The organism is Vibrio tubiashii, from assembly GCF_028551255.1.
GTDB classification, from domain to species: domain Bacteria; phylum Pseudomonadota; class Gammaproteobacteria; order Enterobacterales; family Vibrionaceae; genus Vibrio; species Vibrio tubiashii_B.
Window position 1 is genome coordinate 1,815,146 of record NZ_CP117029.1, and the last position, 21,172, is coordinate 1,836,317.

18 protein-coding genes are annotated in these 21,172 nt (G+C 44.0%); 8 read left to right on the forward strand and 10 right to left on the reverse strand.

The window, feature by feature from the left end:
* Nucleotides 1-18 precede the first annotated feature (18 nt).
* From LYZ37_RS08305 to LYZ37_RS08315, 3 genes are all read right to left on the reverse strand, one after another.
* Nucleotides 19-1,965 carry a TonB-dependent receptor domain-containing protein gene (locus tag LYZ37_RS08305; protein WP_272785142.1) on the reverse strand — a complete coding sequence of 649 codons (1,947 nt, stop codon included), beginning with the start codon at nt 1,963-1,965 and terminating at the stop codon, nt 19-21.
* 151 nt (nt 1,966-2,116) lie between these two features.
* Nucleotides 2,117-3,055 (reverse strand): LysR family transcriptional regulator, encoded by a 939-nt coding sequence (locus tag LYZ37_RS08310; protein ID WP_272787154.1) that lies wholly within the window; start codon nt 3,053-3,055, stop codon nt 2,117-2,119.
* Between the two features lie 226 nt (nt 3,056-3,281).
* Entirely contained in the window at nt 3,282-4,538 is a 1,257-nt protein-coding gene (locus LYZ37_RS08315; protein WP_272785143.1) for an integrase, read from the reverse strand.
* A 756-nt stretch (nt 4,539-5,294) separates the two neighbouring features.
* On the opposite strand from LYZ37_RS08315, the gene LYZ37_RS08320 reads away from it, so the two are divergent.
* Entirely contained in the window at nt 5,295-6,134 is an 840-nt protein-coding gene (locus LYZ37_RS08320) for a class I SAM-dependent methyltransferase (protein ID WP_272785144.1), read from the forward strand.
* 95 nt (nt 6,135-6,229) lie between these two features.
* Here LYZ37_RS08320 and LYZ37_RS08325 read toward each other — a convergent pair whose 3' ends face one another.
* The 6 genes from LYZ37_RS08325 to nrdH form a co-directional block, all read right to left on the reverse strand.
* Nucleotides 6,230-7,939: a protein adenylyltransferase SelO gene (locus LYZ37_RS08325; RefSeq protein WP_272785145.1), complete on the reverse strand. Its 1,710-nt coding sequence runs from the start codon at nt 7,937-7,939 to the stop codon at nt 6,230-6,232.
* A gap of 84 nt (nt 7,940-8,023) precedes the next feature.
* Nucleotides 8,024-8,902, reverse strand: coding sequence for a 6-pyruvoyl trahydropterin synthase family protein (locus LYZ37_RS08330; RefSeq protein WP_272785146.1), 879 nt, complete (start codon nt 8,900-8,902; stop codon nt 8,024-8,026).
* Nucleotides 8,903-9,166: 264 nt separating this feature from the next.
* Entirely contained in the window at nt 9,167-10,138 is a 972-nt protein-coding gene (gene nrdF / locus LYZ37_RS08335; RefSeq protein ID WP_272785147.1) for a class 1b ribonucleoside-diphosphate reductase subunit beta, read from the reverse strand.
* Nucleotides 10,139-10,151: 13 nt separating this feature from the next.
* Nucleotides 10,152-12,284 carry a class 1b ribonucleoside-diphosphate reductase subunit alpha gene (nrdE, locus tag LYZ37_RS08340; RefSeq protein WP_272785148.1) on the reverse strand — a complete coding sequence of 711 codons (2,133 nt, stop codon included), beginning with the start codon at nt 12,282-12,284 and terminating at the stop codon, nt 10,152-10,154.
* The gene (gene nrdI, locus LYZ37_RS08345) at nt 12,277-12,675 is read right to left on the reverse strand and encodes a class Ib ribonucleoside-diphosphate reductase assembly flavoprotein NrdI (protein WP_272785149.1); all 399 of its coding nucleotides are present in this window, start codon (nt 12,673-12,675) and stop codon (nt 12,277-12,279) included. Before nrdI ends, nrdE begins: the two co-directional genes overlap by 8 nt.
* On the reverse strand, nt 12,675-12,896 hold the full coding sequence (nrdH, locus tag LYZ37_RS08350; protein ID WP_004746201.1) for a glutaredoxin-like protein NrdH: 222 nt from the start codon (nt 12,894-12,896) through the stop codon (nt 12,675-12,677). The genes nrdI and nrdH overlap by 1 nt, the downstream gene beginning before the upstream one ends.
* Nucleotides 12,897-13,082: 186 nt before the next feature.
* Between nrdH and LYZ37_RS08355 the strand changes: the two genes are divergently transcribed.
* From LYZ37_RS08355 to azu, 7 genes are all read left to right on the forward strand, one after another.
* Nucleotides 13,083-13,451, forward strand: a complete 369-nt coding sequence (locus tag LYZ37_RS08355; RefSeq protein ID WP_239825660.1) for a HesB/IscA family protein — start codon at nt 13,083-13,085, stop codon at nt 13,449-13,451.
* 2 nt (nt 13,452-13,453) lie between these two features.
* Nucleotides 13,454-14,917, forward strand: a complete 1,464-nt coding sequence (gene sufB, locus LYZ37_RS08360) for a Fe-S cluster assembly protein SufB (protein WP_272785150.1) — start codon at nt 13,454-13,456, stop codon at nt 14,915-14,917.
* Nucleotides 14,918-14,921: 4 nt separating this feature from the next.
* Nucleotides 14,922-15,668: a Fe-S cluster assembly ATPase SufC gene (sufC, locus tag LYZ37_RS08365; RefSeq protein ID WP_272785151.1), complete on the forward strand. Its 747-nt coding sequence runs from the start codon at nt 14,922-14,924 to the stop codon at nt 15,666-15,668.
* Nucleotides 15,643-16,914 carry a Fe-S cluster assembly protein SufD gene (gene sufD / locus LYZ37_RS08370; RefSeq protein ID WP_272785152.1) on the forward strand — a complete coding sequence of 424 codons (1,272 nt, stop codon included), beginning with the start codon at nt 15,643-15,645 and terminating at the stop codon, nt 16,912-16,914. The genes sufC and sufD overlap by 26 nt, the downstream gene beginning before the upstream one ends.
* Nucleotides 16,907-18,139, forward strand: a complete 1,233-nt coding sequence (locus tag LYZ37_RS08375) for an aminotransferase class V-fold PLP-dependent enzyme (RefSeq protein ID WP_272785153.1) — start codon at nt 16,907-16,909, stop codon at nt 18,137-18,139. The genes sufD and LYZ37_RS08375 overlap by 8 nt, the downstream gene beginning before the upstream one ends.
* A 5-nt stretch (nt 18,140-18,144) precedes the next feature.
* Nucleotides 18,145-18,570 (forward strand): cysteine desulfuration protein SufE, encoded by a 426-nt coding sequence (sufE, locus tag LYZ37_RS08380; protein ID WP_272785154.1) that lies wholly within the window; start codon nt 18,145-18,147, stop codon nt 18,568-18,570.
* Nucleotides 18,571-18,699: 129 nt separating this feature from the next.
* Nucleotides 18,700-19,149, forward strand: a complete 450-nt coding sequence (gene azu, locus LYZ37_RS08385) for an azurin (protein WP_171321519.1) — start codon at nt 18,700-18,702, stop codon at nt 19,147-19,149.
* Between the two features lie 89 nt (nt 19,150-19,238).
* Here azu and LYZ37_RS08390 read toward each other — a convergent pair whose 3' ends face one another.
* Nucleotides 19,239-21,131 (reverse strand): methyl-accepting chemotaxis protein, encoded by a 1,893-nt coding sequence (locus LYZ37_RS08390; protein ID WP_171321646.1) that lies wholly within the window; start codon nt 21,129-21,131, stop codon nt 19,239-19,241.
* Nucleotides 21,132-21,172: the final 41 nt, after the last annotated feature.

Below are 21,172 nucleotides of genomic sequence, written 5' to 3' on the forward strand. Positions count from 1 at the left end.
GCCTAAAAAGTAATTCGATTAGAAAGTCGCTTCAGCAGCTAACCAGTAACGTCGGCCATCTTCAATGTAACCAAACTCTTCTTCTGTAGTTTGCTCATCGAACAAATTGTAAACCGCCGCCATTACCTTCACATTCTCAGTTACATGCCAATTCGCACCGAGATCAACGTAAGTAATTGAAGGTGCGAGAGTCCGAGTACTATCGCTCGTAATGTTATCTTTTTCTTCACCTTGGTAGTTCACACGAGCCCATGAAGCAATATCGTCACGCACTGCCCAATCACCGTTAATCGAGATTTGATGTTCAGGAGCTTGAACAAGTGGTAAGCCATTATCTTCGTCATCGGTGTTCTTCTCACTGCGAGTATAAGTGTAGGTTGCACTTAGTGTTATCGATTCGGTAATGCCCTGAGAAACTGAGCTTTCCGCGCCATAGCTGATCGCATCATCAATGTTGACGTAAGTACGGTCACAACTTCTGCTATTAGTGCATGTAGGATCGACATATGCACTTTCTATTTTGTCTTTGAAGTCGCTGTAAAAAAGAGTGACGTTCGCAGAAAGATCTCTATCATCGACGTAATATAGGCCCATCTCCGTGTTCACTGATGTCTCTGCCGTTAGTTCTGGGTTCCCATAAATTGCACAACGGCCTCGACAGCTTTCTTGAATCCAGTCTTCGTCCATTTCTGTTAGGCTAGGAGCACGATAGCCGGTAGATACACCACCTTTTAGCGTCCAACTCGGATCAATGGACCACACCCCGTAGACTCTTGGACTAAGCTGCCCATCAAAGATCTCATTATCGTCGTAACGTAAACCAAGAGTGAGAGCGAATGTATCCGTCAGATACCATTCATCTTCAGCAAAGATTGCCCATTGTTGGTTTTTAGAAGTCAGCGATAAACTATTGTCTGTTAGATCCTTTTGCTCAAATGATGCGCCTAGTGTGAGGTAGTGAGTATCAATAGGCAGGCCTAGCTGAGTATTAATTTGGCTATTTTTAATCTCTTTCTCTGCACCGATATTTTTGACTGTTTCAGTGCTAACAAACGAAGCACTCGTCCCCCATGCATAGTCACCATTGTGACCGAGACCAACGGATTGACGCTCATATTCTCGCTCGGCAACTTGAGATTCTCGCACCACTGACTTGTCTAGAGTCGTCACTCGCTCTTGGTTGTGATTGGTAAATTCTAGCGTGAAGGTATCATCCGTTGTTGGAGTGAGGTAGACAGACGCTCGGTAGTTATCGAGGGTTTTACCCGCATAACCGCCTTCTATCTCGTCTTCTTTTCTTTCTTGATATAGGCCAGTCACCGAAGCACTTAATAGACCATCGACAATTGGGCCAGCAAGGTATAACTGTCCTTGATAGCTGTTCCCTGATTTCGAGTCTTCTTGAAGCGTCATTTCAGTTCGCAAACTGCCGTGCCATTGTTGATGGTCTTTACGAGTGATGATGTTAATCACCCCTCCTAATGCATCTGAGCCATACAAAGTCGACATAGGGCCACGGACGACTTCGATGCGTTCAATGGCACTGAGTGGCGGTAACCAATCTTGTTCGGTAAATGTACTACCGTTGGTTTGGGTTTCTCGGCCAGACTGCTTTCTGCCATCGACGAGAATTGCCGTGTATTGAGCAGGCATACCTCGGATTGAGATATCTTGTCCATCACCGCCCCCCGTAACTGTGACTCCTGGAATGTCAGTTAGGGCATCAGTAAGGTCTTTATATGAACGATTTTCAAGTTGTTCTCGTGTGATAACACTGATTGTTGCGGGTGCTTCTGTAACCAGTTGTTCGTAGCCAGAGGCCGTAACAACCACGGTCTCCATGGTCGTTGAATTGTTGCTATCGGAAGCAGAAAGTTGGTTACTCGCAATGCTTGCCATAGGTACAGTAAGACAAGCACAAGCGACGGATGTAGATAGTAGAGTATGTGAGAAAATAGGTTTCATATTGAGCTAATTTAGAATGTAATTGCATTTAATAACTATTCTCAATTAAACCCGATTCAAACAATCACTGACAAGATAATCTATATCGTAAAAACAGAATGTCACTATCCATAATACGAATAGTTAAAGTTAGACTATCCGCGTAAAGCATTTAAGATAAGGTATCTTTACCAACATAAAGCTGCTTAAAAATGTCACGTACCCACTCACACATCGGGTCATCGTTAAAGCGTTTATGCCAATATAGGTAGACCTCTTGGAAGTCCAACTGCAACTCCGGCGGGACTTCACGTACGATTAGACGAGAATCTTGGCAGGCAGCTTCAGCAAATGGTGTCGGCAGATGAAAAATAATATCTGTTTCCGCAGCGATGCTGGGAGCGGAGCTAAAATTGCTTAGCTGAACTGGCGCTGACAAGCGTTGTTTTTTGTTTGCTAACCCAAGCTCTTGGTACTTGTGTTCAAAAGACAAACGTTTCTCACCTTGCAAAGAAACTTGTCCAAAATCGAAATCAGCCAGTTTTTCGGGGGTAAGATCTTGGTCAGCCAATGGGTGTTTGCGGTTCATTAACAAGCGGAATGTGCGTTTCGCAACGACCATTCGGTAGATATTTTGCTCAGAACTTGGCGGCTGGTGAGAAGACAGCGCGAAGTGCACATCTCCAGCAACCAATGCATCAAAATGACGTTTTGGTGCTGAATCCAAGCTGACCGTAAGATTTGGGGCTTGTTGACGAATCTTGGCAATCACCTTGGGCATTAAAGTATTTATCTGCGGAAGAAGCCCATAAACCTTGACTGTGCTCGTGACGGTACTTGGATCAAAAGAGTCTTTATGGGCAAGTTTCTCTAAACTGGTAATGACATTGTTGATGTCATGCTTTACCGACTCCGCTTTGGGTGTCAACTCATACCCGTACTTCTTTCGTACCAGCAATTCGTCATCAAAGAAAACTCGCATTTTTTGCAATGCTCGACTTACCGCCGACTGACTCATGTTTAAAGCCATGGCAGTATTCGATACATGCTTTTCTTCCAGAAGGTGCTTTAAAACAAACAGTAAATTCAAATCAATTTGAGACAAGTTCATGTAAATACGGTCCACTAAGCTTCCATTAGGTGGAATAGTACATAAACTTTGAGAGATTGTGGTAAGTGTTTTTGTAGTGGCTTAGTCAATTGAGTTACCTGACTAGAAGCTCGAAGAGGTGGCCCTGAAACAAGTCGCAGCCATATTTTTCGAGCAGTAGTTTCTGTTCCTTTGTTTCCACACCTTCTGCTACGACTATCCTAACAATCCGGACTTTTTGAATCTACTAACCAACCTTTGGTTTCACCTCAATCGCCGATACCTGATTCCAGCGAATATCATTTTCTCTCGTGTATATCTTCGTTGTATCAGCATTGGCATGGGCCATTCGCTCAGTAGCGCTTATGCCCTGCTCTTCAATCATTCTGGCCGACAAACCTCGAATCTCGTGATAGGTAGGTCGAAGGGATTTTTTGAGGTGATCGTATAAACCCAAAGAGTCTCTTACTTTGCTGAACTCTTTGCTTATATTGTGGTGGTGAACCTGATAAAGATGATCCGTTTCCTTAGAGATGCCGCGTTGTAATTGACGAGGTTTTCTATGCACTACATACGGACAGTGCAACCTTGAGGTTTTGGATAGATCGACAATATCTTTAATCGCCTGAGTAACCGGAATTGCTACCGCAGAAGTCTCCGACTTTTGGACTTTCTGGCGATGGATGTAAAGCGTTCCGTAGATGGGTTGGCCGTCAATGTAGTCCACCCTACTCTCTGGATTCCATAGAATACCGCATACGCCTTCTCTTGGCTTCTTGATTCGATAACGCAATCGGTAGATTTCTCGCACAGCATGAGTCGTCTCTAGGGTTAAAGACATTGCTACTTTCAAAAACAATGGTGCTGCTTCGTAAATCTGAAGATAGCTTTCGTAATCTAAGTTGTGACGCGCTTTGGTGTAATCCTCTTTCGATAAACGTCGCTGTTTCTTGTTAAGAACAAAGTTACTCTCTATCGCACTCTCATCAGCCAAATAGGAAAATATCTTTTTCAGATTGCTGATTTTTCCATTTAGCTGTCGATTATTAAGTTCGGCATAGTATTTACCAATGTGCTCATTGATATGCTGTAACTTCAGCGATTTTGTTAAGCACTTACCCATATGCTCTTCCAACCTTTCGCAGTCACGTTCTAAGTTTCTAAATACATCTTTAGAGAGCTTCTCTTCGGCTTTGACACGGGCCAACACGACAGGAAGCCAATCTTTTAATGGCTTATTAAACTTATCTCTACGCCCTTTTGATATAGCTCTTTGAAATTGGGTTGGCTCATTAAGATCGAAGTCTTGCGTCAATTCCGGCCTGTTCTGCATGTTATAAACATACGCCGCTTGAATCGCCTCTTGCTCAGTTGTGCCACTAGGGAAAAGTCGTTTAACACCTTCAACTGTTGTAAAGCGAAAACGAAGATCTCCCCTGTGGCTCATTCGCACAAGAAATGCTGGGTAGTGAGCCGTTTCTTTACTTCTTGCTCGACCTACCATCACGACTCCAGAAATCTGACTAATTCTGAAATTCGATCTGCTGGGTTGCCTATATCCTCATCTATACAGACAAGGTATCGACCTGTGGGGGTTCGAGTGCCGCCCAGCTTGCCAATTTTTATCCAATTAATGATCGTGGCGCTGCACATACCAGATCCAGGATAAAATTCCTCAATGTACTGACTCGGTCTTAAATATCGGATTGCCATGTTCTTCTCCTCACATTTCAAATAATGAAAATTGCTTAAGAAAAACTATGCATGAAATTTTCGGTAAGATTTGTTTTGCGCGGCAATTGGCCACAAAAACAGATGAAGAAGAGATACGTAAAGTGGCCGATGCCAGTCGCTATAGGGTGGACTTATACAGTAGTAGCAAATTTACAACCAATTGATTTATAAGCTTTTACCAATTCGAGCATTTTCGCATTTAAGACGCCACTTTAAGATACGAAATGCTCTATAAAGTAATGAAAACTATAAAAATCAATACCCTATAATTGTGCTTACTACCAACATCGGGGTTTCACCGTTTTTGAGCTCTCAAAAACTCCATTTACTCAGTAATCCCCTCTAATTGACACCACTATTCGTCTGGTATAATCTCCGCGCGATTTTTACTTTTCTAAGGAGGCATTTGCAATGAATTTTATTGGAACAACTACTTCTTTAACACGTCTTTACTGCATTTGAGGGCATTAAACCGCTCTGTAGTCTGTTGTAAGGACGGCAACTAAATCCTTGTCGGAATTACAAAATGTTTAAAAAAATTAGTAACGCAACAACTAAACCTGTTGTTTGGTCTGAATACACAGCAGATGTTCTTTGGACTGATAACCATATAGCAAGTCAAATGCTCGCTTTCCACTTAGATCCAGAGCTAAGCCTTGCCTCTAGAACTGCATCTTTCATTGAAGAATCTGTTTCTTGGCTAACTTCTGAGTTTAAGCTAGATGAAACTTCAAAAGTGATTGATTTTGGCTGTGGGCCAGGGCTTTATACCCATCGCTTTAAAGAAAGAGGAATCGGAACAGTCGTTGGTTTGGATTTTTCTAGAAACTCTTTGAAGTATGCAGAAGAACAAGCGGAGCGAGAGCGCCTTTCTATCGAGTACAATCATGGCAACTATCTCGAATATAGCGATTCACGAACATTCGATTTAATTACCCTAGTTATGTGCGACTTATGCGCTTTGAACCCAGAACAACGCTCAAAGCTATTTAGTAAATTCAAGCTACTACTTGCCCCTAATGGTTCGATTGCACTTGATGTTTATACCGCAACAAGATTTGCCAACCAGAGTGAATCTTTGAGCCTTGAGAAAAATTCTATGAATGGCTTTTGGAGTGACAAAGATTACTGGTGTATCCAATCTTCGTTCAAATACGAGGATGAAAAGGTTACGTTGGATAAATATGTCATCTCTCAAGAAGACAAAGAATGGACAGTACTCAACTGGCTTCAACATTTCACCATTGAAAACCTTAGCCGAGAATTAGCCGCTCACAACCTTGAGATCAAGCGCACTTACAGTGATCTTAGGGGGACACCATTTACAGATGGTGATGAGATAGCACTAGTTATTGGTCACAAATAAGCAGAGCTTGAACGAAAAGGGGTGAACGCCCCTTTTCTAGTGAGTAACAAGTCACGACAGCGCCAGTGAAGAGATAGCTGGCGCTAAATCAGTAGCTACGAAGAACAGCTGTAATGAGACACACCACCAGCGGCAAAATACTCCATCGGCCTTAGCTGATAGTATTTTGCTTCAACCTCTTCAGATTGCTCATCATACGGGTTAGCCAGAATGCTTTGCAGTTCTTGGATTAGGCTAAACTCCCCTTTCTGCGCTTGTTCATAAGCGGGAACAATCAACCACTCTCGCCAAGTATACTTAGGGTTCACCTTTTTCATTTGGCACGAAACATCCTCAAGGCTTTTCTCCCCAGCCGAGCTCAGTAACTCTCGCCAAGATTTAAGCCACTGATTCCACGCCAGTTCTAACTCCTCGCTTAATTGCGCATAAAAGCATGCTGACAAATCAGACACCTCTGTTGGAATCTTAGAAAGTTCGCGGAAGAAGATAGTGTAGTCAACGTGGCTTTTAATCATCAAAGCAAGCAGTTGGTTAAATAGGTCGCTGTTTAGTGTCTCTAAGCCGAGCTTAGACGCCCACATCTGACTCGCTTTCGCCTGCATAACTGAAGAAAAACCTTCAACAATCTGTTCCAACTTTTCTAACGCATCAGGTTCCGATTGCAGTAAAGGCTTCAAGGCACCACAGAATGTCTCGAAATTCTTCTCGGCGGCCTGAGATTGGTTAAGAAAAGCAAAGTGACGACCACCACCAGTCCAAGGTTGGAAAAATGGTTCAAAGTACTCGCAGAATCCAAAAGGCCCATAGTCTAGGGTAAACCCGCCTACTGAGCAGTTATCACTATTAAAATTACCCTGACAGTAACCGACACGCAGCCAATTGGAGATTAAAGATGTTAGCCGCTCTCTAAACTCGGTCGCTAGGAGCAATATTTTTTCAGCCAAAGGAAGGCTAGAGTCAATTTGCTGCTTGTATTCCCTTTCGATGATATGCAATACCATCATTTCTAATTCAGCCATCGCGTTAGGATGTTCGTTAACGCGCGCTCTGCGGCTAAATAACTCTAGTTGCCCTACTCGCAAAAATGAAGGTGCTACCCGAGTCGAGATAGCAACCGGATTAGCGATCATAATATCTGGATTCTCTGACCGCGAGCCTTCACTGTACCAAGGGCGATCAACCGTTTCCGTTTGGGAAGCAAATAGACTCAATGAGCGTGATGTTGGGATCCCTAAAGCATTCATATACTCTTGCGCTAAAAACTCGCGAACGCTTGAACGCAATACCGCTCTGCCATCCGCTCCACGACAATAAGGCGTTGGGCCGCCACCTTTGAGCTGCATTTCCCAACGCTTGCCGTTCAATACTCCTTCGAAAACTGATACCGCGCGACCATCGCCATAACCGTTCCCCGTTTTGAAAGGACACTGATCGATGTATTCATTGCCAAATATAGAAAGCGCATAACCCGTCGCCCACCCTGTCGTTCTCATCGGTGCAGGCACGTTAGTTACATCACCAGAGAACAGTTGTTTGAACGCTTCTGTTTTTGCCAGACTATCATCAAGGCCTAACTCTCGAAAAAATTGTTGGCTGTGAGCAACATAAACAGGATCTGCAATAGGTGTTGGCTTAACGGGTACATAATGCCCAGAAAAGACCTGTCTCGGATAAAAGTCTAGGCCATCTTCCGTTGCATCTGGATCTGGTACAAGCGTATCCAACAACGAATAATCCGCGACTTTCGCAAGGTCATTCAGTTCGCAAATACGTTCTGAGGTATCTGTACCTGCTTTATTACTCATTGCCCTACTACTCCATGTATTTTAAAGACCAAAAGTGGTGATACGTCCGTCACTAGCAAAAAGTATCAACGCTAGTTCAAGATTTTATCGAAAAGCCATCGCCCCTTTACCCACACCTTCATAAGCGATAACTTGTAACGATTGACCTTCTGCAACCGTTGGTTTTATTTCATCAGCAATGTAACCCGCTAATAGCTCAACCGTTGTATCCGTTGGCAAAATTTCAGTTTCACTTTTGGCCATGGCAAGTTCAAACTCACCCTGCGGCGCTGTGTATCGGAAACCATAATGGCTTTCGTCGGAAATTACCTTAGCACTTTCGCTGAGATTCAGCGTTGAAACAGAAACCTGATCTTCCTTTGAACCTAAATAGATATCTTCCCAGCGTTTGGAAAAAGCCACTTCTTTGTCGTTGTCTCGCTCCCCATCGACAATAATTTCGATTGGAGAGCGGTGTCCGTGTGCGATACGTTGGCAGTTGCCATCGTGCTTTTTCAAACCATGCGTGTAATGGTAGAAGGCACCTGCAATGTTCTCATGACGCAGTGTAATTTCCAGCCCTGTCACATTGCTAGGCAGGTTGTTTCGCAGAATCTGGTAGACATGTTGAGTAATGCTCTCAATGGTGACGGCTTCGGCATCAATTAAGCAATACGCTTCATTCGGGCAGTTTAGATGAATACTCTTTTCACCACGCAGGACGTCGAGTGTGGAATAACCCGATTTACTTGGTTTGTAAACGATAGCTGCGCTTTGTACTGGGATAAGCAATCGATGATCGACAAACTCATCAACGAGTTGTTTGATTTGCTTCTTCACCCTACCGAAATCCAACACCATACTCATTTCATTAAGCTCACCAGACATGATGACATCGACTATCCAGCTGTCTCCGACGACTCCTCTCTGTTCACAGATGTATGAAGAATCGATAACGGTGAGATCTCTTACAAATAGGTTCAAGTTGAACTCCTTACTGCTTTAATGAGATACGGGAGGCTGATTATCATGTCAGCAGGCACTTCGTCTCATTGTTTAGGGTGAATAAAATGGAGTGGCAGAATGTATCAACGACTATATAAAGTCCACCTTTTTCATTGCTGCCTATTAAGAAAAGAACAAAGTCTATACAGTTGCCACTTTAACTAGCCCAAGATACGGCAAATAGCCATAAATTGGGCATGGAGAACAGCGTATAAATGCAAGCAACGAAACTGAGTTTAGACCTTAAAAATCCCAATCTTCGTCTTCAGTAGCGACAGCTTTACCTATAACGTAAGACGAGCCTGAACCGGAGAAGAAGTCATGGTTCTCGTCTGCATTTGGCGACAACGCAGCCATAATGGCAGGATTAACCTGACATAACTCATCAGGGAATAGAGGTTCAAACCCAAGGTTCATCAAAGCCTTATTCGCGTTGTAATGCAGAAAGTGTTTTACGTCTTCTGTTAAGCCAACTTGGTCATACAGTGATTCCGTGTACTGACTTTCAATTTCGTACAAAGAGAACATTAAGGAGTAGGCTTCATCCTTGACTTTAGCTTGCTCTTGTTCCGCCAGTTCGTTAAACGCTAACTGGAACTTATAGCCAATGTAGTAGCCGTGAATCGCTTCATCACGAATGATCAGGCGAATCAAATCCGCTGTATTGGTCAACTTTGCCCGACTCGACCAGTGCATTGGTAGATAAAAACCGGAATAGAACAAAAAGCTCTCAAGAAATACACTCGCCACTTTTTTCTTCAGTGGATCGCCTTCAACCAAATAGTCTTCAAGCACTAATTGAGCTTTCTTTTGCAATAGCGGGTTCTCTTCAGCCCAACGAAAAGCTTCGTCGATCTGTGGCGTAGTGCACAAGGTCGAGAAGACAGACGAATAGCTACGCGCATGCACAGCTTCCATAAAGGCAATATTCGTTAGCACAGCTTCTTCATGGGGCGTTCTGGCATCTGCCATTAATGCTGGGGCACCCACCGTATTTTGAATCGTATCAAGCAAAGTTAGGCCAGTAAAAACTCGAATTGTTAATGTCTGCTCTTCTTCAGTCAGTTGTTTCCACGTCTGAATATCATTCGATAGAGGCACTTTCTCTGGAAGCCAAAAGTTAACAGTTAATCGGTTCCATATCTCAAGGTCTTTATCATCTTGCATTCGGTTCCAGTTGATAGCGCGAACCGGTTCAGCGTATGTAGTACTCATGGTGATTCCTTGTTTACAAAGAGCAAGAGACGCAGCCTTCAACTTGCGTACCTTCGAGCGCTTTTTGGCGCATACGTATGTAGTAAAGCGTTTTGATCTTCTTCGTCCACGCATAAATTTGCGCTTTATTGATATCACGAGTCGTGACTTCATCACTGAAGAAGAGCGTCAAGGACAAGCCCTGATCGACATGCTCTGTTGCTGCAGCGTAAACATCAATAATGGCTTTAGGACCAATCTCATAAGCATCTTTGAAGTACTCAAGGTTTTGGTTATTGAGGTATGGTGCAGGGAAGTAAACGCGCCCAATCTTACCCTCTTTACGAATCTCAACTTTCGCTGTCACCGGGTGAACCGAAGCCGTCGCATCGTTGATGTAACTGATTGACCCTGTTGGTGGAATCGCTTGAAGGTTACGATTGTACAATCCAAACTCAACAACCTTGGATTGCAGTTGCTGCCATTCTTCAACGGTAGGCACGCGCATATCGAGTCGCTCAAACACCTCTCTGACGGTATCCGTCTTAGGCGAATAGTCTTTCTGCAGGTACTTGGTGAAAAACTCTCCGTTGGCGTATTGAGATTGTTCGAAGCCAACAAATACTTGCTGCTTCTCTTGAGCCAATTTGTTTGAAGCCGTTAAACAATGGAACAGAGTGGCGGCAAAGTAAGCACTGGTAAAGTCGATCGCCTCTTCGCTGTCATAATGAATCTGCTCTCTCGCTAAAAATCCGTGCAGGTTCATCTGACCTAAACCGATAGCATGGCTTTCATCATTCCCTCTGCGTATCGACGGCACACTGTCTATCGCACTCATTTCAGAAACGGCATTGAGTGCCCGAATTGAAACCTCTACCGTATGCGCTAATTGCCCACCATCTAGCGCTTTAGCAATATTAACCGAACCTAAGTTGCAGGAGATGTCTCGCCCTAAATGCTGGTAACTCAAATCATCATTAAAGTGAGAAGCGTCGTTAACTTGCAAAATCTCGGAACAAAGATTCGACATGTTAATACGTCCCTCAATCGGGTTGGCAGCGTTTACAGTATCCTCAAACATGATGTAAGGATAACCAGATTCGAACTGAATTTCGGCCAGCGTTTGAAACAAGCCTCGCGCAGAAATTTTGCTCTTGCGAATACGAGGATCGTCGACCATTTCATGGTATTTCTCGCTCACGCTGATTTCAGAGAAAGGCATACCATAGACACGCTCGACATCATGTGGTGAGAACAAATACATATCTTTGTTCTGTTTAGCTAACTCTAGAGTAATATCCGGGATCACAACGCCTAGACTTAGCGTTTTGATACGGATTTTTTCATCTGCATTTTCTCTTTTGGTGTCCAGAAACTGCATGATATCAGGATGGTGCACATTCAAATACACCGCTCCAGCACCTTGGCGAGCACCGAGCTGATTCGCATAAGAGAAGCTATCTTCTAGCAACTTCATAACAGGCACAACGCCGGAACTTTGATTAAGAATGCCTTTGATCGGAGCCCCTTGCTCGCGCAGGTTACTCAATAAAAGTGCAACGCCTCCCCCTCGGCGGGACAGTTGTAATGAAGAGTTAATCGCCCTACCGATGCTCTCCATATTGTCTTCGATTCTCAGCAAAAAGCAGGAAATCAGTTCGCCTCGACTCTTCTTACCCGAATTGATAAAAGTAGGAGTCGCTGGCTGAAAACGCTGAGAAATGATCTCTTGCATGAGATCGAGAGCGAATTCTTTGTCACCCCGAGCAAGTGTCAGCGCTGTCATCACAACACGATCTTCAAAACGCTCTAAATAACGTTTTCCATCGCGCGTTTTCAGCGCATAAGAAGTAAAGAATTTGTAAGCTCCAAGAAATGTTCTGAAGCGGAATTTAACTTGATAAGCGCTATCCCATATTTGCTGCAAGAAATCTCTATCGTATTGTTGTAAAACTTCTTTTTCGTAATAGCCCTCGTTGACGAGGTAATCCAGTTTCTCACCTAGATTGTGGAAGAAAACGGTGTTCTGGTTGACGTGTTGTAAAAAGAATTGGCGGGCGGCCTGTCGGTCAGCATCAAACTGAATACCGCCTTGATCATCAAGTAAATTAAGCATGGCATTGAGCGCGTGGTAGTCCAACGGCTCGGTGCTGAATTGGTTATCCATGGTGTTTCCAAAATTGTTCTAATCCCTGCTGCACGGCTTGGACATCGTGCTGGGTTCCCGAAAGTTCGAAGCGATAAAGCACTGGGACATGGCATTTATTCGCAATTATTTTTCCAGCCTGAGCAAACAACTCGCCAAAATTTCGATTACCAGAAGCAATGACACCCTTGAGGTGAGCACGGTTTTCAGCTTGATTGAGTACTTTGATCACCGATTTTGGGACGGCACCACGCCCTTCCCCGTCAGCATATGTTGGACATATCAAAACAAAAGGCTGACCGATAAGCTGAGTGGGCTCGTCTTCGCTGATAGGAAGTCGAATCGCTTCAACGTCTAACCTCTCAACAAATCGCTGGGTATTACCCGAAGCGCTGGAATAATAAACAATCATTACGCGATCTGGCTGATCATATCTGGGCGAAAGCCAGACCAATGACGCTCACCTGCCACGACGACGGGCGCCTGCCTATAGCCCATTGATTGCACCGACTCCATCGCCGAGTCATCTAATGTTAGGTCTACAACTCTATGAGCAATACCCTTCGCTTGTAGCGCTCGAACCGTAGCGGTGCACTGAACACACTGGGGCTTAGAGTATACGATGATATCCATATTTGATTACCTTTTGTTAAATTTTGTAATGATAACCATTATCAATTACATCCATATATAGTATTGCTAGATCTTACTTTGTCAATATGTAGTGCAGACTAGCATTCTCCACACTAAATTCATGGTTGATAATGAAATGATAATCAATATCATTCTCGTAAATTTAAGAACAAAAGGAACTTCGTAATGAGTATTCCAAGTTCAGATTCCACTCAAATATCTATTCATGACATGGAGTGGCAAGGTGTCACGCTGACCGATAACGCAGCCAAAAGAGTTGCGCTTTTGACGCAAGATGGGCATCACTTTTACCTCAGTGTTAGACCGTCTGGATGCACTGGTTTTGCCTATGAAGTGAAGCTGGTAGAAGAGATTTCTAGTGAAGATTTGCGATTTGAGTCACACGGCACGCCTTTTTATGTCTCTCTATCCGCGATGCCAATGTTAGACGGCACAGAACTCGATTTCGTCCGTCAGGGCTTAAACAGCACTTTTGTTTACAACAACCCCAACGTAAAAAATCTTTGCGGATGTGGTGAAAGTTTTGGAGTTTAATCATGTGTGCAGTTGAGACACAGCCCGAAGTAGAAGAACTCTTCCAAACCAGTCACTATAAGGAGGGTTTCTATACGCAGCTTTCCTCCGACACGCTATCCAAGGGGATAAACGAACAAGTTGTTAAAGCTATTTCAGCCAAACGTAATGAGCCTGATTGGATGCTTCAATTTAGGCTAGATGCCTTTAAGAAATGGCAACAAATGGAGGAGCCACACTGGCTCAAAGCGGACTACCCTAATCTCGATTATCAAGACTACAGCTATTACTCAGCACCAAGCTGCGCCAGTTGTGATTCTGACTGTTATGATGACGGATCAAATGAATACCTGACCAAAGAAGTTGAAACCGCATTCGAGCAGTTAGGTGTTCCAGTTCGTGAAGGGGCTGAAGTTGCAGTTGATGCCATTTTTGACTCTGTTTCAGTCACAACCACCTACAAGAATGAGCTAAAAGAGCTCGGCATTATTTTCTGTTCGTTCAGTGAAGCGATTCAAGAACACCCGGAACTCGTCCAACAATATTTGGGGACAGTCGTACCACCAGAAGATAACTTTTTTGCTGCGTTAAATGCAGCCGTCGCCTCTGATGGTACCTTTGTTTACATTCCTAAAGGGGTACGTTGTCCGAGAGAGCTATCGACTTACTTTCGAATCAACCAAGCCAAAACAGGTCAATTTGAGCGTACCATTTTAATTGCCGATGAAGATGCCTATGTCAGCTATATAGAAGGCTGCTCTGCACCAATGCGGGACACCTATCAGCTGCACGCCGCAGTCGTGGAAGTGATCATCCATGACCGCGCAGAAGTGAAATACTCGACAGTACAAAACTGGTTCTCTGGCGAAGAAGATAGCCAAGGTGGCATCTTAAACTTTGTCACTAAGCGAGCGGTTTGTGAAGGACGAAACAGCAAGATGTCATGGACTCAATCTGAGACAGGCTCCGCTATTACCTGGAAATATCCAAGCGTCATTCTTAAAGGTGATTACTCCGTTGGTGAGTTCTTCTCAGTTGCATTAACAAACGGGAGCCAACAAGCCGATACCGGTACCAAGATGGTTCATATTGGTAAGCATACTCGTTCGACTATCATCTCCAAAGGGATCTCAGCAGGTAAGAGCGAAAACAGTTACCGAGGTTTGGTAAAAATCTTACCCACAGCAGAAGGCGCAAGAAACTTCACACAATGTGATTCCATGTTGATTGGTACAGATTGTGGTGCTCACACCTTCCCTTACATCGAAGTAAAAAATCCTTCAGCACAAGTTGAACACGAAGCCACGACATCTAGAATTGGTGAAGATCAGCTCTTTTACTGTGTGCAACGCGGCATCAGCGAAGATGACGCTATTTCAATGATCGTAAACGGATTTTGTAAAGACGTATTTTCAGAACTACCCCTTGAGTTTGCTGTAGAAGCACAGAAACTGCTTTCAATCAGCCTCGAACATAGCGTGGGATAATCCAATGTTAGAAATTAAAGATTTGCACGTCAGTGTAGAAGACAGCCCGATTCTAAAAGGTATTAGTCTGTCGGTAAAACCCGGCGAAGTACATGCCATTATGGGGCCAAACGGCTCGGGTAAAAGTACCCTATCTTCTACGCTCGCAGGTAAAGATGATTACCAAGTCGATTCCGGAGAAATTGTTTTTAAAGATAAGGATTTGACTGAACTCGATCCGGAAGAGCGCGCTGGTGAAGGGGTATTTCTCGCATTTCAATACCCAGTAGAAATACCTGGTGTAAGTAACAAGCTATTTCTTAATACTGCCTTGAATGAAATTCGTGATTATCGAGGCCAAGCCCCTCTAGATCGTTTTGATTTTGAAGATTTGTTAGAGGAAAAAGCACAACTACTAAAAATGCCAACCGATCTCCTACAGCGCTCGGTCAATGAAGGCTTCTCAGGAGGAGAGAAAAAGCGTAATGACATTTTGCAAATGGCTGTGCTCTCTCCCGACCTATGCATTCTGGATGAAACTGATTCTGGCCTAGACATCGACGCTCTAAAGGCAGTCTCATCAGGTGTAAATGCCCTACAAGATGGCAAACGTGCTTTCATTCTAGTGACTCACTATCAGCGCATTCTCAACTACATTAAGCCCGACTATGTGCACGTGCTTTATAAAGGCAAGATTGTTAAATCTGGCGATCATACATTGGCACACCAATTAGAGGAGAAAGGCTATGGGTGGATTACTGGTGAAGAGTAACCAACACGGTTTTGATTCTTTGGCGCATCTAGTACAACCTCAAGAGTGGCAAAAAAAGCAGTTTGGTAAGGCCGTTGAATTAGGAATTCCTACTTCAAAAGACGAGGCGTGGAAATATACTTCTCTCAATGATTTTAATGCCCTGCCACTCCAATTAGCGATGCTTCAATCGGCCGAGAATATCTCTTATGAAGGATTAAGCTTAGGAATAGACGCCTACCGACTCGTCTTCTTCGACGGACATTTCTCAGCAAGGTGCTCTGATTGGATACCTAAAGTTCGCGTCACTCCTCTCAACGTTCTGACTTCAGTAGAAACGTATGAGCTATCGCGGTCAGTTCGCCCAGACGCGTTCACTCATCTCAACGATGCCACCGCAACTGGCGGAGTCTTGATTGAAGTTGAGCCGAACACGCAGGTCAATAAACCGATCTATCTGCTGCATATTAGCTCTGGTCAGAAAGGGGAAGTGTGCAGTTATCGTCATCACATAGAAATGGGACCACTCTCAGAGCTTGAGGTTATTGAGCATCACATATCGCTCGCTCAAGGTGGTGGAGTAACGCTGTCACGTTTAACCAACTACGTTGGAGAAGGTGCTTGTTTTCATCATACCAAACTAATCGAAGAGTCACCGCAACAGCATCATTTTGGGCACAACGACATTCGCCTTCAGCGAGATGCAAAAGCTAGCTCAACCTCGCTATTGCTTTCAGGTCTATTGCTAAGAACCCAAACCAGCAGTGAGGTTTGCGGAGAGAATGGCGAAATTGCCATGAACAGTATCTCGCTGCCTACCGATAAGCAAACCTTTGATACAAGGACTTATCTCAAGCACAACGCCCCTCACTGTCAAAGTGAACAAATACACAAGATTATTGGTCGTGACCAATCCAACGCCGTATTTGACGGGATGATTTACGTCGATCCAACGGCATTGAAAACCGATGGTCAAATGGACACGCATAGTTTACTGCTCAGCGACAAAGCACAAGTCAACTGCAAACCTCAACTTGAAATTTATGCTGACGATGTGAAATGTAGTCATGGTGCAACGACTGGTCAGTTAGATCCTAACCAAATCGCCTATATGAGAGCGAGAGGCATCAATCGCTTTAACGCCGAGCAAATATTGATGTCCGCGTTCGTTTGCGAAGTGGCAGAAAAAATTCGTCATCCTAGCTTGCGAGATTACGTTATCTCTCAGCTAAATAGCTCACTACATGGAGAAATCAGTCATGGCTGATTTGCGTTCTCTTGAAAGCCCATGGGCAGGTGACTTTCCTGCTCTAACAACTGAAGTCTATGGAAAACCGCTCGTCTATTTAGATACCGCGGCCACAGCACAAACACCAAACTCTGTTATCGAGCGCATGACTCAATTCTATAAACGTGATTATGCCAGTGTGCACCGTGGAGCCCACTATTTAAGTGCCAAGGCAACGGAAGATATGGAGTTGGTACGCAAGCAAGTCGCAGATTTTGTGCATGCAAAAGAAGCTAGTAATATTGTCTTCACTAAAGGGACGACCGAAGCGATCAACTTGGTGGCCAACAGTTACCTGAGACCTAAAGTAAAAGCCGAAGACGAAATCATCGTCACAGAGATGGAGCATCATGCCAACTTGGTGCCATGGCAGCTTCTTTCTGACATCTGCGGGGTTAAAATTCGAGTCTGGGCAATGAACAGCCAAGGTCAGCTTGATCTATCTGGGCTAAAATCCCTTTTGAATCGCAAAACTCGCTTGGTCGCGATTAGCCATGTATCAAATCTCTTAGGCCAGATTAACCCGATTGACGAGGTGGTCAAACTGGCACACAAAGCGAACGTGCCTGTACTGGTTGATGGCGCTCAAGCTGTTATGCACCAACAAGTCGATGTCACTGCCCTTGATTGTGATTTTTATGCTTTCTCTGCTCACAAACTTTACGGGCCTACTGGAACTGGTGTCTTATACGCAAAATCAAAACACCTTGATAGCATGGTTCCTTGGGAAGGCGGTGGTGCAATGATCGATCAAGTAACCTTGCCCATTGGGACATCTTATGGTCAAGCTCCATGGAAATTTGAGGCAGGAACGCCCAATATCGCAGGTATATTAGGCTTAGGCGCTGCCATTGAATACGTAGACAATATTGGCTTAGATAACATTGCGGTCTATGAAGCGCAATTGATGCAATACATGGAACATTCATTATCACAAGTACCCGGTATCGAGATCTACGGCGACCCGAACAATCGCACCGGGTTGCTTTCTTTTAACCTCAATGGGCATCACTCATTTGACGTTGGCACCTTTTTAGATAGATATGGTATCGCCATTCGCACCGGACACCATTGCGCAATGCCATTAATCAAACGACTTGGGCAAACTTCTGTATGTCGCGCATCGATCGGCATGTACAGTCAACCCAATGATATCGACCAACTCTGCCAAGCACTGCAACGCATCAGCCAACTGTTAAGGTAATAAATATGATGACACCTGAAAAAGTGATCCGAAACTTTAACCGCTGCGTAGATTGGGAAGAGCGGTATTTATACCTCATAGAGCTTGGTGAACGATTAGAGGATTATCCTACTGAAAAGCTAGATGATGACCATTTGGTAGCGGGGTGCCAAAGCCAAGTTTGGGTGTGTAGCAAGTTAGATGAACACGGAAAAATTGCTCTTAAGGCGACCAGTGATTCTTCTATCGTTAAAGGTGTCCTGTCACTGGTCTTGGTGGCTTATAACAACCAAAGCGCTGAGGATGTTCTTTCTTTTGAGATTCATACTTGGTTCGAAAAGCTTGATCTTAAATCACACCTGACGCCTGGACGAACTCAAGGTTTAGAGGCAATCGTAAAATCCGTTCGTAATCTGGCCTACTCATACCAACAAGGTACGGCAACTCTTTGAAGTTAGTCTGAATCTGCAGACATTTATTCAAAGGAACGCACACTTTTTCAATTAACAATCGATGATAATAAGATGTATTTGAGAAAAGGTCGGATGTAAACAAAACATAATATAATGGAGAATCTAAATATGTCTTTTCGTATCCTTACTGCAGCCTTAGCCCTTGCGAGTTTAAGTTTTGGTGCACAAGCTAGCGAATGTGAAGTATCTGTTGATGCTAACGATATGATGCAGTTTTCTGCCACTACACTAAGTGTTCCGGCAACATGTAAAGAGGTTAAGTTGACACTTAACCACACGGGTAAGTTACCCGCTCAATCAATGGGACACAACGTCGTGATTACCGACACTGCCGCACTTCAAGCAGTAGGTACGGAAGGTATGTCTGCTGGAGCAAGCAACGACTATGTTAAGCCAAACGACGAGCGTGTTTATGCACACACAAAGGTCATCGGTGGTGGCGAGTCAACAACCATTACGTTTAGTACAGAGAAAATGAAAGCTGGTGGAGACTACTCATTCTTCTGTTCTTTCCCTGGCCACTGGGCAATCATGAAGGGCAAATTCGAATTTAAGTAATTCTCTACTCAAGCTTTGCTAGAACATTTCGCTTAGCTAACTGTAATATGGATAAAGCTGGGAGCACTTCTCCCAGCTTTATTTTTTAGTTAACTCAGTTTGAAGTTGGCTACCTGACGCTTAAGATCGTCGTTAGTATCATTGAGTCTTTCTGCTGCCTGTACCGTTTCTTGTCCGCTATCCACAAGCGACTCAACAATATCTCTTATAGACAACATGTTTCTACTTAGCTCTTCGGCCACGGTACTTTGCTCTTCCGTTGCGGCGGCTATCTGAGTGCTCACATCATCAATTTCTTTGACGGAGTCGCTCATCATGGAGAGGCTTTGAGAAACATCTGAGGTTTTATCTGCCGTTTCTTGGCATTGGTTTTTAGTTGCGTCCATGGCAGTAACGACACTCTCCGTCCCACTGAGGAGTTGGCTGAGCATATCTGAGATTTCCATTGTGCTGTTCTGAGTTCTTGCTGCAAGTGCCCTAACCTCATCCGCAACCACGGCAAATCCTCGTCCTTGCTCCCCAGCTCTAGCGGCCTCGATTGCGGCATTTAAGGCAAGTAAATTTGTTTGCTCTGAAATTTCCCCAATAACATTGAGCACATTACTGATTTTATTTGCGTCTTGATTCATGCGCATGATGCTGTTGGACATCTCATCAACCTCTGAAACGAGTGCACTTACCGTATCAACTGCATTATTTACTATTTTCAAAGACGATATGGCTTCTTTACTAGCTTCATCAGTAATACGATTTGACTGATTAACGTTCTCTGCCACATTTCGCGCACTCTCACTCATTTCTGTAATCGCGGTAACGACCTGTTCAGTCTCTTTTGAATGAGAGATAAGCTTGGACTCGTTGCTTCTCGCTGTAGAACCAAGCTGTTCGACACTTACTGAGATGTTTTCACTCGCATGAGAAATATGAAGCATCATTTGTTGCAGGTTTTCTACAAACTTATTGAAGCCTGCACTGATTTGCGCCAGGTCATCGTCACCATTAACATCCAACCTTTGAGTCAAATCACCATTACCATGGGAAAGGTCGAGAACAGCAGATTTGAGTTTCAGTAACGGACGATATGCATAACGGAGAATGAGGAAAATAGCGCCACAGCTGATAAGGAGCAATAGTCCGCCAGTGGCGAAAGATTCGTACATAGCACTATAAACATCGGTCAGGGCAGACTCCTGATCCACAAACACCATTAACGTCCAGTACATGCCGGAAGCTAGATTCACTCGCTCAAAGTAGCCGTCAAATTGAATACCTAAATATGGAAAGGTTAGATGCCCTGACTGCTCGGCAAAAAACATCTGCTCCATTTCCTGAAAGTTAGGACTAATTTGAGATGGCGTTCGCCCAATATCATTAGGATCATCACTGGCAAAAAAGACTGCATTTCTATCGGTGAGCGTTGCCGCTCCACCAGCAAACCGCATGTTACTTACTGCCGTTACAACATCACCTAACTGGACGTCCCCCAGAAGAACTCCAATAAACTGACCACTCTCAACCACTGGCATGGTTACGCTCACCACTTTTTGCTTAGTGACTTGATCTTGGTATATATCAGTTAGTGAAACGCCAGAAGCATTCTTTGCGGCTCGGTACCAGTCTCGGGTGCGAAAATCAAACTTGGTCCCATCTAATGACATATAAGTGCGTCCATCATCGTAAGTCATAATGACATTTGAAATGGAACTGCTCTCTGCCAGTAAAGTAACTAGGTGTTGGTTTTCTGTATCACTGAGCTGGGAGTTGAAACTCTTGGCACCTTGAGCAATGGCATTTGTTTTGAATTGCATCATCTGCTCTAGCTCTGATACGTGAAAACTCAGTTTGTCTGATGTTTTAGAAACAAGTCCGCCAATCATCTTGTCTCTCATCGCTAAGATGTTCAGCGTACCTAATACGATCAATGACACAGCAACCAAAGTGCCAACGCCAATGTAAATCCTTGATTTAAAGCCTAAGTTCATCATAAACCTCACTTGCTAAGCGAGCTAACATGGAATTATGA

Bases quoted from the DNA above. Each gene is read 5' to 3' on its own strand.
- LYZ37_RS08305 (WP_272785142.1), bottom strand. From the start codon at position 1,965: ATGAAACCTATTTTCTCACATACTCTACTATCTACATCCGTCGCTTGT.
- LYZ37_RS08310 (WP_272787154.1), bottom strand. From the start codon at position 3,055: ATGAACTTGTCTCAAATTGATTTGAATTTACTGTTTGTTTTAAAGCAC.
- LYZ37_RS08315 (WP_272785143.1), bottom strand. From the start codon at position 4,538: ATGGTAGGTCGAGCAAGAAGTAAAGAAACGGCTCACTACCCAGCATTT.
- LYZ37_RS08320 (WP_272785144.1), top strand. From the start codon at position 5,295: ATGTTTAAAAAAATTAGTAACGCAACAACTAAACCTGTTGTTTGGTCT.
- LYZ37_RS08325 (WP_272785145.1), bottom strand. From the start codon at position 7,939: ATGAGTAATAAAGCAGGTACAGATACCTCAGAACGTATTTGCGAACTG.
- nrdF (WP_272785147.1), bottom strand. From the start codon at position 10,138: ATGAGTACTACATACGCTGAACCGGTTCGCGCTATCAACTGGAACCGA.
- nrdE (WP_272785148.1), bottom strand. From the start codon at position 12,284: ATGGATAACCAATTCAGCACCGAGCCGTTGGACTACCACGCGCTCAAT.
- nrdI (WP_272785149.1), bottom strand. From the start codon at position 12,675: ATGATTGTTTATTATTCCAGCGCTTCGGGTAATACCCAGCGATTTGTT.
- nrdH (WP_004746201.1), bottom strand. From the start codon at position 12,896: ATGGATATCATCGTATACTCTAAGCCCCAGTGTGTTCAGTGCACCGCT.
- LYZ37_RS08355 (WP_239825660.1), top strand. From the start codon at position 13,083: ATGAGTATTCCAAGTTCAGATTCCACTCAAATATCTATTCATGACATG.
- sufB (WP_272785150.1), top strand. From the start codon at position 13,454: ATGTGTGCAGTTGAGACACAGCCCGAAGTAGAAGAACTCTTCCAAACC.
- sufC (WP_272785151.1), top strand. From the start codon at position 14,922: ATGTTAGAAATTAAAGATTTGCACGTCAGTGTAGAAGACAGCCCGATT.
- sufD (WP_272785152.1), top strand. From the start codon at position 15,643: ATGGGTGGATTACTGGTGAAGAGTAACCAACACGGTTTTGATTCTTTG.
- LYZ37_RS08375 (WP_272785153.1), top strand. From the start codon at position 16,907: ATGGCTGATTTGCGTTCTCTTGAAAGCCCATGGGCAGGTGACTTTCCT.
- sufE (WP_272785154.1), top strand. From the start codon at position 18,145: ATGATGACACCTGAAAAAGTGATCCGAAACTTTAACCGCTGCGTAGAT.
- azu (WP_171321519.1), top strand. From the start codon at position 18,700: ATGTCTTTTCGTATCCTTACTGCAGCCTTAGCCCTTGCGAGTTTAAGT.
- LYZ37_RS08390 (WP_171321646.1), bottom strand. From the start codon at position 21,131: ATGAACTTAGGCTTTAAATCAAGGATTTACATTGGCGTTGGCACTTTG.